Source organism: Paraburkholderia sprentiae WSM5005 (assembly GCF_001865575.2).
In the GTDB taxonomy this organism is placed as follows: domain Bacteria; phylum Pseudomonadota; class Gammaproteobacteria; order Burkholderiales; family Burkholderiaceae; genus Paraburkholderia; species Paraburkholderia sprentiae.
Map to the genome: position 1 here is coordinate 254,351 of NZ_CP017563.2, position 12,654 is coordinate 267,004.

At 62.5% G+C, this 12,654-nt stretch carries 11 protein-coding genes; 5 read left to right on the forward strand and 6 right to left on the reverse strand.

The genetic code is table 11. The features are described from left to right. Window positions 1–28: 28 nt before the first annotated feature. The gene (locus BJG93_RS29775) at window positions 29–1,357 is read right to left on the reverse strand and encodes an MFS transporter (protein ID WP_027194832.1); all 1,329 of its coding nucleotides are present in this window, start codon (window positions 1,355–1,357) and stop codon (window positions 29–31) included. Between the two features lie 70 nt (window positions 1,358–1,427). Next, a complete protein-coding gene (locus BJG93_RS29780; RefSeq protein WP_027194833.1) occupies window positions 1,428–2,702 on the reverse strand; it encodes a glucarate dehydratase family protein in 1,275 nt (424 codons plus the stop codon). 211 nt (window positions 2,703–2,913) lie between these two features. Here BJG93_RS29780 and BJG93_RS29785 point away from each other — a divergent pair, with 211 nt between their 5' ends. Then, window positions 2,914–3,618 (forward strand): GntR family transcriptional regulator, encoded by a 705-nt coding sequence (locus BJG93_RS29785; RefSeq protein WP_027194834.1) that lies wholly within the window; start codon window positions 2,914–2,916, stop codon window positions 3,616–3,618. 37 nt (window positions 3,619–3,655) lie between these two features. On the opposite strand, the gene BJG93_RS29790 is transcribed toward BJG93_RS29785, so the two are convergent. Continuing rightward, complete coding sequence (locus tag BJG93_RS29790; protein WP_027194835.1) at window positions 3,656–4,669, reverse strand: Gfo/Idh/MocA family protein; 1,014 nt, start codon at window positions 4,667–4,669, stop codon at window positions 3,656–3,658. A gap of 93 nt (window positions 4,670–4,762) precedes the next feature. Then, complete coding sequence (locus BJG93_RS29795) at window positions 4,763–6,427, reverse strand: alpha-amylase family protein (protein ID WP_027194836.1); 1,665 nt, start codon at window positions 6,425–6,427, stop codon at window positions 4,763–4,765. A 48-nt stretch (window positions 6,428–6,475) separates the two neighbouring features. On the opposite strand from BJG93_RS29795, the gene BJG93_RS29800 reads away from it, so the two are divergent. After that, window positions 6,476–8,050, forward strand: a complete 1,575-nt coding sequence (locus BJG93_RS29800; RefSeq protein WP_027194837.1) for an alpha-amylase family glycosyl hydrolase — start codon at window positions 6,476–6,478, stop codon at window positions 8,048–8,050. 23 nt (window positions 8,051–8,073) lie between these two features. Here the strand turns inward: BJG93_RS29800 and BJG93_RS29805 are convergent, their stop codons facing one another. After that, on the reverse strand, window positions 8,074–8,931 hold the full coding sequence (locus BJG93_RS29805) for a helix-turn-helix transcriptional regulator (RefSeq protein WP_027194838.1): 858 nt from the start codon (window positions 8,929–8,931) through the stop codon (window positions 8,074–8,076). A 104-nt stretch (window positions 8,932–9,035) separates the two neighbouring features. Between BJG93_RS29805 and BJG93_RS29810 the strand changes: the two genes are divergently transcribed. After that, on the forward strand, window positions 9,036–9,923 hold the full coding sequence (locus BJG93_RS29810) for an SDR family oxidoreductase (protein WP_027194839.1): 888 nt from the start codon (window positions 9,036–9,038) through the stop codon (window positions 9,921–9,923). A gap of 5 nt (window positions 9,924–9,928) precedes the next feature. Here BJG93_RS29810 and BJG93_RS29815 read toward each other — a convergent pair whose 3' ends face one another. Continuing rightward, window positions 9,929–10,621: a phosphatase PAP2 family protein gene (locus BJG93_RS29815; RefSeq protein ID WP_027194840.1), complete on the reverse strand. Its 693-nt coding sequence runs from the start codon at window positions 10,619–10,621 to the stop codon at window positions 9,929–9,931. 194 nt (window positions 10,622–10,815) lie between these two features. On the opposite strand from BJG93_RS29815, the gene BJG93_RS29820 reads away from it, so the two are divergent. Further along, on the forward strand, window positions 10,816–11,688 hold the full coding sequence (locus tag BJG93_RS29820; protein ID WP_027194841.1) for an endonuclease/exonuclease/phosphatase family protein: 873 nt from the start codon (window positions 10,816–10,818) through the stop codon (window positions 11,686–11,688). Window positions 11,689–11,828: 140 nt separating this feature from the next. Then, window positions 11,829–12,614 (forward strand): COG4705 family protein, encoded by a 786-nt coding sequence (locus tag BJG93_RS29825; RefSeq protein WP_027194842.1) that lies wholly within the window; start codon window positions 11,829–11,831, stop codon window positions 12,612–12,614. Window positions 12,615–12,654: the final 40 nt, after the last annotated feature.

Here is a 12,654-nt window from a genome sequence, read left to right on the forward strand (position 1 = left end):
ATAGTGTTTGTGCGGTCGTTCGGTGCGGTCAATGCGCGGAGGCGGGCAATCCTTCGCGTCGGGGCGTGCGGGTGAAGAACACGACCCCGGCGGCTACCACCGACATCACCGCGAGTCCAGTGAGGCCGCCCTCGATCGAGCCGGTCTTCTGTTCGAGCAAGCCGAAAGCCGCCGGCGCGACGAAGCCGCCGAGGTTGCCGATCGAGTTGATCAGCGCCAGCACCGCCGCGGAAATGCGCGCGTCGAGGTATCCCTGCGGAATCGGCCAGAACAGCGCCGAGGCCGCCTTGAAACCGATCGCCGCAAAGCAGATCGCGATGAACGAGAACAGCGGGCCGCCCTGGCCGGCCGCATACATGCCGGCCGCGGCGATCAGCAGCACGCACGCGACCCACGCTTGCTGGAACTTGAAGCGCGCCGCGAGCATCGCGAACAGGTACATCGCCACGATCGAGATCAGCCACGGAATCGAGTTGAACAGGCCGACCTGCAAATCGTTGAAATGGCCCATCTTGCGGATGATGCTGGGCAACCAGAAGGTCGCGCCGTAGATGGTCAGCGACACCGCGAAGTAGATCAGGCAAAAGATCAGGATTTGCGGATCGCGCAGCAGCGCTCCCAGCGATGGTTTGACCGGGTGCGCCGCGGCGCGCTGGCGTTGCTCTTCGTCGATCGCATCGCGCAGCGCGTCCTGCTCGGCGCGGGTGAGCCAGGCGGCGTCGCGCGGCTTCGAGTCGAGCCACAGCAGGACGAAGCCCGCGAGCACGACCGAGAACATGCCTTCGATCACGAACATCCACTGCCAGCCGCGCAGCCCTGCGCCTTCGATCAACATCAGCCCGCCGGAGATCGGCCCGGACACCACCGACGCGAGCGCCGAGCCGCTCAGGAAGATCGCCATCGCCTTGCCGCGCTCGTTGCTCGGCAGCCATTGCGTGAAGTAGTAGATGACGCCGGGAAAGAAGCCCGCTTCGGCCGCGCCGAGCAGCAGCCGCACCGCATAGAACGACGTCTCGCCGCGCACGAACGCCATGCCGGCCGCGGCCAGCCCCCACGTGAGCATGATGCGCGCGAGCCACAGCTTCGCGCCGAAGCGCTGCAGCAGGATGTTCGACGGCACTTCGAAGATCGCATAGCTGATGAAGAAGAGTCCCGCGCCGAGCCCGTAAGCCGCCGCGCCGATGCCCAGATCGGCGCTCAGATGCTGACGCACGAAGCCGATGTTCACTCGATCGATGTAGTTGACGATGAACATCACGACGAACAGCGGCAACACACGCCACTTGATCTTGCGCACGGCGCTCGCCAGCACGCCGGCGTGCTCGGGCCGCGCTGTACCGGCCATGGGGCTGCTCATGGGGTTGTCTCCTTCGATGGCGACGCGCGCTGCGCGTCGCAGGGCTTGTAACGCGGATTAAAAGCGCGGATCAAAAGCGCGGATTCTTGCCGCTGAAGCCCGGCTCGTACTTGCGCATCTGCGTCAGGTCATCGCGATTGCGCACGCCGCACGACAGATACTGCGCATGCAGTTCGGCGAGACGCTCGCGGTCGAGCTCGACGCCGAGGCCGGGCGTGGTGGGCACGCACACCGAGCCGTTGTCGAACTTCACGCGGCCGCCCTTGATGACTTCTTCCTCCTGCCACGGGTAGTGCGTGTCGCATGCGTAGGTCAGGTTGGGGATGCTGGCCGCGACGTGCGTCATCGCCATCAGGCTGATGCCGAGGTGCGAGTTCGAGTGCATCGACATGCCGAGGTCCCACAGCTTGCACATGCGCGCGAGCGTCTGCGTCGCGCGCAGCCCGCCCCAGTAGTGATGATCCGACAGCAAGACCTTGACCGAACCCATCTCGGCGCCGCGACGGAAATCTTCCATCGTCGTGATGACCATGTTGGTCGCGAGCGGCAGGCGCGTGTGCCTGGCGAGCTCAGCCATTCCTTCGAGACCCGGGCACGGGTCTTCATAGTATTCGAGCAACTCGTCGAGTTCGGGGGCGGCCGCGACGCTCGTTTCGAGCGTCCAGTTGGCGTTCGGGTCGAGGCGCAGCGGCACGCCGGGGAATGCCTGATGCAGCGCGCGCATGCACGCGATTTCGTGTACGGGTTCGAACACGCCGCCCTTCAGCTTGATGCTCTGGAAGCCATACAGCTCGATCATCCGACGCGCCTGCGCGACGATCTGCTCGGGGCTCAGGCCTTCGCCCCAGGCATCGGGCGCATAGGGCTTGTCGATGTGCTCGGCGTATTTGAAGAACAGATAGGCGCTGTAGGGCACCGCGTCGCGCACCTTGCCTCCGAGCAGATCGACGATCGGCGCGCCGACGATCTGCCCTTGCAGGTCGAGCATCGCGACTTCGAGCGCGCTGATGACTTTCGGCGCGTTCTTCGCCGAGTGCGAGCCGGGCGCGAGTTCGAATTCGACCGCGCCCGGGCTCGCCTTGATTGCGGCCCGCACGCGCTCTTCCATGCGATTGAGGTCGAACGGCGACAGGCCGATCACCAGCGACTTGGCCTGCTCCAGCACGCGCAGCATCGGCTCGTCGCCATAGGTCTCGGAGAGGCCGACGCGGCCGTCGCTCGTCTCCAGTTCGACGATGGCGCGTAGCGCCCACGGTTCGTGGATCCCCGCGGCGTTGAGCAGCGGGCCGTCGCGGAAAGCGATCGGGGTGATGCGCACCTGTGTGATGGTGATGTCGCGAGTCATGATGGCAATCGGCTAGGAAACAAGGGAGAGTTCGATGAAGCGGATAGTAAAGCACTAATATATTAGTGCGTCAGTGGGGTAAATACCGATCCGCGCTTTCGTGGAACCTAGCCCGCAAGCCCGCTGGAAGCGGCGGGCGTCGGCTATAGTACTCATGCTTCAGCGGACTGACACGCCAGTCCCCGCCTGCTTCCATGCTTTAGTGTCTGCCATGAAAAAACACGCTACCTCGCGCACGGTGAGCCGGCTCGACCGCTCCCGTCACGCCGCGCCGCAAGTATTCGAACGACTGCGCGAAATGATCCTTTCCCTCGAACTGACGCCGGGCACGGTGCTCTCGCGCACCGAGCTGGCGGGCCGCTACGGGCTGAGCCAGACGCCGGTGCGCGACGCGCTGATGAAGCTCGGCGAGGAAGGCCTCGTCGACATCTATCCGCAGCACGCAACGGTCGTTAGTCAGATCAACGTGACCTCCGCGCTGCAGGCGCACTTCCTGCGCCGCTCGATCGAACTCGAAGTGGTGCGCACGCTCGCGGAGCAGCGCGACCCAACGCTGATCGCTGAACTGCGCGTCGCGATCGCGCGGCAAACGGAATTGCTCGACCTGAAGAACTACGAGCAGTTCTCGCTGCTCGATCAGGCGTTTCACCGGCAGATGTACGAGGCGGCGGGCGTGCCGCAGCTATGGGACCTGGTGCGCAGGCTGAGCGGCCATATCGACCGGCTGCGGCGCCTGCATCTGCCGGTAGAGGGCAAGACGATGGCGGTGGTGCGCGATCACACGGAGATCATCGATGCGATCGACAAGGGCGATGTCGAGGCCGCGCAGGCGGCGTTACGCAAACATCTGTCGGGGACGCTGAATCAGATCGATCAGATCAGGACGAGTCATCCGAATTTTTTGGCGGATGATTGACAGGCGCGGGCGTGACGACTCGCGCCCGCGCCGCACGTCAACCTTCGGTGATCGTCTCCCACGCGCCCGAGCGGGCCGAGCGGAACACGGCATCGATCACTCGCATGTTCGCGCGCGCGTCTTCTAGCGCAATGGCCTGCTGGCTTCCACTCAAGATCGCTTGCGCGAACGCGGTGGCCGCAACGCCATATTGATCGCACACCGGAAACTCCAGCCAGCGATCCGTCGCGACACCGTCGCCCGAGTGTTCACTCAGCAACAGGCGCGTCGGTCGATCGTTCGGTGCATTGAATGGAATTTCGACTTCGATCCGCCCTTGGGTACCGTGAAATAGCATCCGCTGATACGGATAGGTCTGAGTCGAGTAAAAGAAACTCGCCTGCACGCCATCGAAGTCCATCAACACGGAGCCGAGCCGGTCCACCTTGAATGCCGGATCCTGCTCCATCAGCGCAACGACGCGTCGCGGCTCGCGCCCGATAGTGAAGCGCGACGTGGTGATCGGATAACAACCAATATCGAGCAGACCGCCACCGCCTAACTCGCTCCTGTTGCGGATATTGTGTTCGTTCGTGTTGTGATAGGTGAAACCGCCGGTCACTGCCCGCAATTCGCCAATCGCACCTTCGTCGATCAAGGTCCGCACCTTCAGCCATTGCGGATGCGTGCGAACCATGAAGGCTTCCTGGATGTATCGTCCGGTCTTGTCGCGTGCGGCGATCAGTCGTTCAACCTGTTGAGCGTCCAGACTGATCGGCTTCTCACACAAGACGTGCTTGCCCGCCTCAACGGACTTGATCGTCCATTCCACGTGCAGATGATTCGGTAAGGGAATATAGACCGCGTCGATTTCCGGGTCCGCGAGGAGCGCCTCGTAACTGTCGTATGCGACCGCCAGACCGTATCTTGCCGCGGCTTCCCGCGCCTTCTGCGCAGAGCGTGACGCGATGCCTTTCACCCGACACTTCGGCGCATTGTGCATGGGCACGACCACCTTGTCGTTGATTTTTGCGGCACCCAACACTCCCCAGACTATTTCATCTTTTGCCATGACGTCCCTTTTTCCGATTGCGTATCCGATGAGTCGAGCCGGTGAAGCGCCCGATCGCATCAGTTTAACCGTCGACTGCCGTGCATAGCGTGGCTAGACCTCGGTCCGCCTGAGCAGATAGTCGAGGCCACCCACCCGATACCATCGGTATCCGAACGGCTCGAGCACCACCGTGTGGCAGCCGTCATCGTCGCCCTCGCTGTGGTCGTCGGACAGAAGATTGATCAGCGGCTCTGTGCCCGGTTCGTTGGCGTTCAGGCGGAATTCGACGGTACCCGCTTCCGCGCGGAAGTTATGCAGAAACAGCACGGAGTTGTTGCGCCAGTGATAACAGAGCGCAAGGACATCGTTTCGCGAGGTACGCAGCACTTCGAAGTCCCCCCAGCTGACTTCCGGCACTTCGCGGCGCATGCGAATCATTCGCTCCGTCCAGTTGAGAAACGAATCGGGATCGCGCCGCTGGTTCGCCACGTTGACCCGCTCAAAGCCATAAGCACCGCTCGCAATCGCGGGGACGGGCGGATCCGGATGGTTGGTGAAGCCGCCTTGCGGCTCCGCCGACCATTGCATCGGCGTGCGCGCGCACTGGCGATCGGGCCGGCGCAGGTCGTCGCCCATGCCGATCTCATCGCCGTACCGGAACACGGGCGTGCCCGGCAAACTCAGCATCAGGCTGTAGGCAAGTTCGAGGCGGCGTCTGTCGCCCGACAGCATCGGCGCAAGTCTGCGGCGGATGCCGCGCCCATACAGCTGCATGTCGGGGTCCGGGGCGAACGCGGCGAACACGGCCTCGCGCTGTTCCGGTGTCAGGCGGCCCAGATCGAGTTCGTCGTGATTGCGCAGAAACACGCCCCATTGCGCGCTCGGCGGCCGTGGCCTGGTGGCAACGAGCGCGTCCTTCAACGGCTTCGTGTCGGCCGTCGCGAGCGTGTAAAAGGTGTTCTGGTTGAGCCCGAAGTTGAACATCATCGGCAAGCGCTCGCCCTCGTCGCCGAAGTACTGAAGATCCGTTTGGGGCGGCACATTGGCTTCCGCCAGAATGATCGCGTCGCCCTCGCGCCACTGTAGAAACTCGCGAAAAGTTCGCAACATGTCGTATTGCTCAACGGGTCGACGCACCTTCGGGCCCTTCGTCGCAATGACGAAGGGCACCGCGTCCATGCGGAATCCGGAGACGCCAAGCTGGATCCAGAAGCCCATGATCTTCAGCAGCTCCGCCTGCACATACGGATTGGAGGTATTCAGGTCCGGTTGAAAATCATAGAAACGATGGAAGTACCAGCGTCTCGCCCGCTTGTCGAAACTCCAGGTCGACTTCTGCACGCCCGGAAATGCGACACCGCGTTGCGCATCGGGCGGCTTGGCGTCCGACCAGACGTACCAGTCGCGATACTTCGAAGCGGGATCGCTGCGTGCTTCCTGGAACCAGGGGTGCTGGTCGGACGTGTGATTGACCACGAGGTCGATGATGACGCGCAAGCCCCGCTCGGCGCACGCGTGCGTGAACTCGACAAAATCGCCGAGCGTGCCGTACTTGGGGTCGACGTTGTAATAATCGCTAACGTCGTAACCGTTATCGCGCCCCGGCGACGGATGAAAGGGCATCAGCCAGATCGTCGTCATGCCAAGCCCTTGCAGGTAATCGAGCCTGCGCATGAGACCCTGGAAGTCGCCGACGCCGTCGCCATTGGCGTCCATGAACGTGCCTACCGACAGGCAATAAATGATCGCGTTCTTGTACCAGAGGTCATTGAGCATAGGGTCCGCGCATGGCGCCAAAACAATCGATCGTGAAGAGGAATTGCAATGTCGGAGCTGGCGTGGTGGCAACGCGGCGTGATCTATCAGATCTATCCGCGCTCGTTTCAGGACAGTAACGGCGATGGCATCGGCGATCTGCCCGGCATCAGCGCGCGCCTTGAATATCTCGCGGCGCTAGGCGTCGATGCGGTGTGGATCTCTCCGATCTACCCGTCGCCCATGGCCGACTTTGGCTACGACGTTGCCGACTACTGCAACATCGATCCCATATTCGGCACTCTGGACGGGTTCAAGCAATTGATGGGCCACGCACATCGGCTGGGGCTCAAGGTGCTGCTCGATTTCGTGCCGAATCATTCGTCGGACCGGCATCCGTGGTTCGAGGAAAGCCGCTCGTCGCGGGACAATCCGAAACGCGACTGGTATCTGTGGCGCGATCCCGCGCCCGACGGTGGGCCGCCAAACAACTGGTTGAGCCGCATGGGCGGCTCGGCGTGGAAATGGGACGAGGTGACGGGGCAGTACTACTTTCACGCATTTTTGCCGGAGCAGCCTGACCTGAACTGGAGAAACCCGCAAGTACGCGGCGCCATGGATGAAGTGCTGCGCTTCTGGCTCGATTGCGGCGTGGACGGCTTTCGCGTGGACGTGCTGTGGCTGTTGATCAAGGACGCGCAGTTTCGCGACAATCCGCCCAATCCCGGATACCGGCCCGGCGAGCCGGACCATCATCGGCTATTGCAAAGTTACACCGAGGATCAGCCGGAAGTGCATGACATCGTCCGCTCGATGCGCGCCACACTGGACGAGTACGGCGAGCGCGTGCTCATCGGTGAAATCTATCTGAGCGTCCCGCAACTGGTGAAGTATTACGGCGTGAACGGCGATGGCGCGCACATGCCGTTCAATTTCCAGTTGCTCAACGCGAGATGGAAAGCGGACGAGATCGCCGGCATGATCCGGGATTACGACATTGCATTGCCCGAATACGCGTGGCCGAACTGGGTGCTGGGAAACCACGACAACCCGCGTGTCGCGTCACGCGTCGGCACCGCACAGGCGCGGGTGGCCGCTGTACTTCTGTTGACGCTTCGAGGAACGCCGACGCTTTACTACGGCGATGAAATCGGCATGACAGATGGCGAGATCCCGCCAGATCGGATTCATGATCCGGCGGAACTGCGTCAACCGGGCATTTGCCAGGGGCGCGATCCTGAGCGTACGCCCATGCAATGGGATGGCTCGCTGCCCAATGCTGGTTTTACCGACGGCAGACCGTGGTTGCCCATTGCAACGACGACCAGCGTGCGCGAACAGGACGGCGACAGGTCGAGCATGTTGTCGCTATATCGTCATCTGCTGAGCTTGCGCCGCAGCAACGCCGCGCTCGTGCAGGGCGCGATCGACAATGTCGAGGCTTACGGCGACGTGCTGACCTACGAGCGGCGATACGGCAACCAATGCCTATTTATCGCGCTGAACATGGGCGTCGAAGACGCTACCGTGCAATCGCGCTCGGGCGTGGTGTTGCTATCGACGGTGAGCGCGCGCATCGGCGAAAACTTCGTCCAGGGTGCCAATTCGCTCGCCGCTAGCGAGGCGGTCGTCGTGGCCGTTTGACCGTCCATCGAGGCTCGATGCGGCTACGCAGCCGTGACAGGCGCGGCTGCAACCCGTTCCTCGATCGATGACACGGCACTGCGAATGCGCTTTGCGATTCGCGCGTCGAGCGGTGTGTACACGAGCATGCTCAGGTCTGGCCGACCATCGACGGCGAACAGCGAATACTCCATTTCGATGCTGCCGAACGTCGGATGCATCAGGCGCTTGACGTGCTGTCCTTCGCTGTGGCCGAAAACCTGGTTGTCGCGCCACATGCGCTCGAAGTCGGGGCTGATGCGGCACAGATCGTCGACCAGATCGCCCACTTCGGAAGCGAGCCCGGCGCGTGCAACGTCCGCGCGGAAGGTCCCCACGACGAAGCGCGCGACGCTTTCCCAGTCGTGCTGTTTCGCCCGCACGGCCGGGTCGCTGAACAGAAAGCGCAGGATGTTGCGCTGGCCCGGCGGCAGTGCGCCGTAGTCGATGAGCACGACGGCCGCGGCGCGATTCCACGCGATGACGTCCCACGTCGCGCTCTTGATGATCGACGGGCTGGTATCGAGCGAATCGAGCACCCGCTGCAACCGCGGATCGACCCCGTCGGTGGCGCGGTAGCGCACTTCCGGCGGTCGCCCGAGGCCCAGCATGAAAAGATGTTCGCGCTCGGGATTGGTCAGCATCAGCGCCGCGCAGATGCGCTCCAGCACCGCGGCGGAAGGCGCACCGCCGCGACCCTGCTCGAGCCACGTGTACCAGGTCGAACTGATATTCGCGCGCTGGGCCACTTCTTCACGCCGCAATCCGGGCGTACGCCTGCGGCCCGACAAGCCGAAGCTGGCCGGATCGAGCCGCGTGCGTCGGCTGCGCAGAAAGTCTCCGAGGGTTTGGGCGGTGTTCACTGGGATGATTAACCTGTTAGTCGCTTTACCGGGATAAGCTCACTACTTCAATAGCATATTGAATGATCGCATAGTGCGTGGGTGACTTTCCTGGAGACTTGACTATGCGAATCTTTCTGACGGGCGCGACCGGGTTTATCGGCTCGGCTTTGGTGCCCGAACTTATCGAAGCGGGACATCGGGTTATCGGCATGACCCGGTCCGATGCGGGCGCACAGGCGCTAACCGCAGCGGGGGCGGAGGTCCATCGCGGCACGCTAGAAGACCCCGACAGCTTGCGCATCGGCGCCGCGAAGTCCGACGCCGTCATCCACCTCGCGTTCGATCACGATTTCTCGCACTTCGTGGAGAACTGCGAGAAGGACAAGCGCGCGATCGCAGCACTGGGCTCGGCGCTGGCCGGCTCGGATCGGCCGCTTCTGATCACGTCGGGCACGGGCGTCGGCAGCCGCGATCACGGGCAGCCGGCCACCGAAGATGTGTTCAACACCAGTCACCCGAACCCGCGCATCGGCTCCGAACTGGCCGGCAATGCGCTGCTGGAGGCGGGCGTCAATGTATCGGTGATGCGCTTGCCGCAAGTGCATAACCCGTTCAGGCAAGGCCTCATCACGCCGCTGGTCCAGATCGCGCGGGAGAAGGGCCTATGCGCCTATGTGGAGGACGGACGTAACCGCTGGCCGGCGGGGCATCTGTCGGATGTCGTGCGGCTGTACCGGCTTGCGATCGAGAAGGGCGAACGCGGGGCGCGCTATCACGCGGTCGGTGAAGAAGGCGTTAGCGCTCGCGAGATTGCCGAGGCGCTGGGGCGCGGCCTGAAGCTGCCGGTCGTGTCGATCGCGCGCGACGAAGCGCAGGCCTACTTCGGATGGCTGGCGATGTTCGCCGCGCTCGATATGCCGGCATCGAGTGCGCTGACGCAGGCGCGCTTGGGCTGGCAACCGACAGGCCCGACGCTTCTATCCGATCTGAACGAAGCGCGCTACGTCTAGCTGGTTCATAGGTGTTTGACTACACCGCTCGCCAGTCTGCGCAGTTCGTCGAACTGCGTGACGAGTTCGAGGCAGAGAATGAAGGCCAGCATTGCTGCGGGCCCCGGGTAGCGATCGATCCATCGCAGCACCGGGGTCGCATAGCGCGTGCGGATCGCATCGCGCGTCATGACGAGGGTAATCGCGATCCCCACGGCGGCGCCCACCAGCAAATCGGTCGGATAGTGAAAGCCGAGATAGGCGCGCGGAAGGCAAATGAACAGCGCGGTATAGAGAAATGCGAGCACACCGATGCGCCGCCACACGAGGAAGATGCCGGTGGCGACCGCCATCCATAGCATCGCGTGATCGCTCGGGAACGAGCTCCAATTCGTCAGCACGGCGTCCTTGATGTCACCGCTTGCAAAGCGCAGATGCAGTTCGGTGCTATAGACCGGGCGCACTCTGAACGGCAACCAGTGCGTCAGCAGTCTCCCGACGAACAGCGCCATCACGCCGCTGACGAGCGTCGCGAGCACCATTTCTCGCCGCCATTCGCGGCACTTGTCTTGCTCGAACCACATCCACCACAGCACGGGAATGAGCACGAGGCCTTTGAACGTGTACATGTCCGCGACGGCTTGTATGGAATGGGTCGCGAAATGACCGAAGTGGAGGTTGGACAGGTATGTTTCGATGGACGAATCGAAGCTGTTCATTGTTTTGTAAGAAAAATTGAACCGGTCGCAGACGAGGGCTAGCTTAATCGATTGGGCGCGCCACATTTTTTGGCGCTTACTTTCACTGACAATTTTTACTGCGCAATTTCATCGGTGACTGGTCCTGTCGAGTGCCGATTCGTTACGCGAGGGCGCGCCGGTAAACTGTCATCGGCTTTTTCAAGGAGCCCAACATGAAGCTGGTCGACTGGAATATTCAGTGGGGTTGCGGCGTGGACGGACGCGTCGACCTCGGCCGGATCGTGCGGGAAGCACGCGCGTTGTGCGACTTCGACGTTCTGTGTCTGCAGGAAGTCACGCGCGGCTTCAACGAGGAACCGGCGGCCGGCGGACTGAAAGGCGCGCCATCGCCCGATCAGTTCGCGGAACTCGCCGCTCTACTGCCGGAAATGACCGTGCTCGATGTAATCGGCTCCGACCTACCGTCGCTGGGCGCGAGCCGTCATCGGCGGCAGTTTGGCAATGCCATCGCGACCCGCTTGCCGGTTCGTCAGGTGCTTCGCCATTCTCTGCCGTGGCCCGCCGACCCGGCCAAGCCGTCGATGCTGCGCGTCGCGCTCGAAGCGGTGCTCGAAGCCGACATCGGTCCGCTTCGTGTCATCAGCACGCACCTCGAGTTCTATTCGGAGCAACAGCGGCTCGCGCAAGTGGCAGGACTGCGCGAGCTGCATCAGGAAGCATGCGCTCACGCGCGCGCTCCCGCACGTGGCGAAAAGCCGGACAGCCCGTTTGCCGATACCGCGCGCCCGGTCGGCGCAATTCTCTGCGGAGACTTCAACAGCGCATTCCAAGGCACCGCCTATCGCCGGATGCTCGAACCGATCGCGGACGCGCCGGCGTTTGTCGATGCGTGGGCCTGCGCGCATCCCGGCGAGCCACGCGCCGCGACGGTCGGCCTGTACGATCACGAGCAATGGCCCGATGGACCGTTCGCGTGCGATTTCGTTTTCGTCACGCAAGGCCTGGACACCCGCATTGCATCGTGCGATGTGGACCCGCAGAGCCGCTCGTCCGATCATCAGCCGATGTGGCTGGAACTGCGTTGAAAGGTCTCGGAATGACCGTTCTGTGATCGCGCAGGAAAATCTGACCGCCGTCACTCCGTGAGAATGCTTAAGCGTCTGTTAAGCGTTGCGCTGCGATGTTTACACCTATGTTCAAGCCATCAGAATAGTGAGCCCCTCGGATGAATAGCAACCCGTCGCAAACTCGCGCAAATATAGTCAGCAAAGTCCCTCAGATCACTCTCGGCTTCTGGGTCATCAAGATCGCCGCCACGACGCTTGGCGAAACGGGCGGCGATTGGGTAACCATGTCGCTCAAATTGGGTTATCTGATAGGCTCGGCCATCTTTGCGGTTATTTTTATCGGGCTGGTCGCGGCGCAGATCCGCGCGGAGCGGTTCAGCCCCGTGCTCTATTGGGCGACTATCGTCGCCACGACCACGCTCGGTACTACGATGGCCGATTTCTTCGATCGCTCCGTGGGAATCGGCTATCCGGGCGGCGTGGTCATTGTCTTCGCGCTTCTGCTTGCGAGCCTGGGTGTCTGGTACAAATCGGAAGGCTCGGTGGCAGTGCAGAGCGTGACCACGACCAAAGCGGAGTGGTTTTACTGGGTGACGATCCTCTTTTCCCAGACTCTGGGTACGGCGTTAGGCGATTGGGTGGCGGGATCGGACGAAGGTGGCCTTGGGCTTGGCTATGAGTACGGCGCTTTGATCTTTGGTGCGGGTCTGCTGATCGTCGCTGCGCTCTATTACTGGTCGCGTCTGTCGCGCACCGCTATGTTTTGGGCGGCGTTCATCCTGACACGCCCGCTCGGCGCGACCTTGGGCGACTTGCTGGACAAACCCGTTTCTCAAGGCGGGCTCGAAGTCAGCCGACTCTATGCGTCGTTGATTCTGATTGCGTTCATGGCTGTCTGCGTGGTTTTGATACCGCAGCGTCCTGCCAGGCAAGCGATGCAGTAGATGGCGGCAGATCGTAGCCGCCGCGATCGAGCAAGCGCGA

Coding starts and splice junctions, on each gene's coding strand:
- BJG93_RS29775 (WP_027194832.1), bottom strand. CDS start 1,357: ATGAGCAGCCCCATGGCCGGTACAGCGCGGCCCGAGCACGCCGGCGTG.
- BJG93_RS29780 (WP_027194833.1), bottom strand. CDS start 2,702: ATGACTCGCGACATCACCATCACACAGGTGCGCATCACCCCGATCGCT.
- BJG93_RS29785 (WP_027194834.1), top strand. CDS start 2,914: ATGAAAAAACACGCTACCTCGCGCACGGTGAGCCGGCTCGACCGCTCC.
- BJG93_RS29790 (WP_027194835.1), bottom strand. CDS start 4,669: ATGGCAAAAGATGAAATAGTCTGGGGAGTGTTGGGTGCCGCAAAAATC.
- BJG93_RS29795 (WP_027194836.1), bottom strand. CDS start 6,427: ATGCTCAATGACCTCTGGTACAAGAACGCGATCATTTATTGCCTGTCG.
- BJG93_RS29800 (WP_027194837.1), top strand. CDS start 6,476: ATGTCGGAGCTGGCGTGGTGGCAACGCGGCGTGATCTATCAGATCTAT.
- BJG93_RS29810 (WP_027194839.1), top strand. CDS start 9,036: ATGCGAATCTTTCTGACGGGCGCGACCGGGTTTATCGGCTCGGCTTTG.
- BJG93_RS29815 (WP_027194840.1), bottom strand. CDS start 10,621: ATGAACAGCTTCGATTCGTCCATCGAAACATACCTGTCCAACCTCCAC.
- BJG93_RS29820 (WP_027194841.1), top strand. CDS start 10,816: ATGAAGCTGGTCGACTGGAATATTCAGTGGGGTTGCGGCGTGGACGGA.
- BJG93_RS29825 (WP_027194842.1), top strand. CDS start 11,829: ATGAATAGCAACCCGTCGCAAACTCGCGCAAATATAGTCAGCAAAGTC.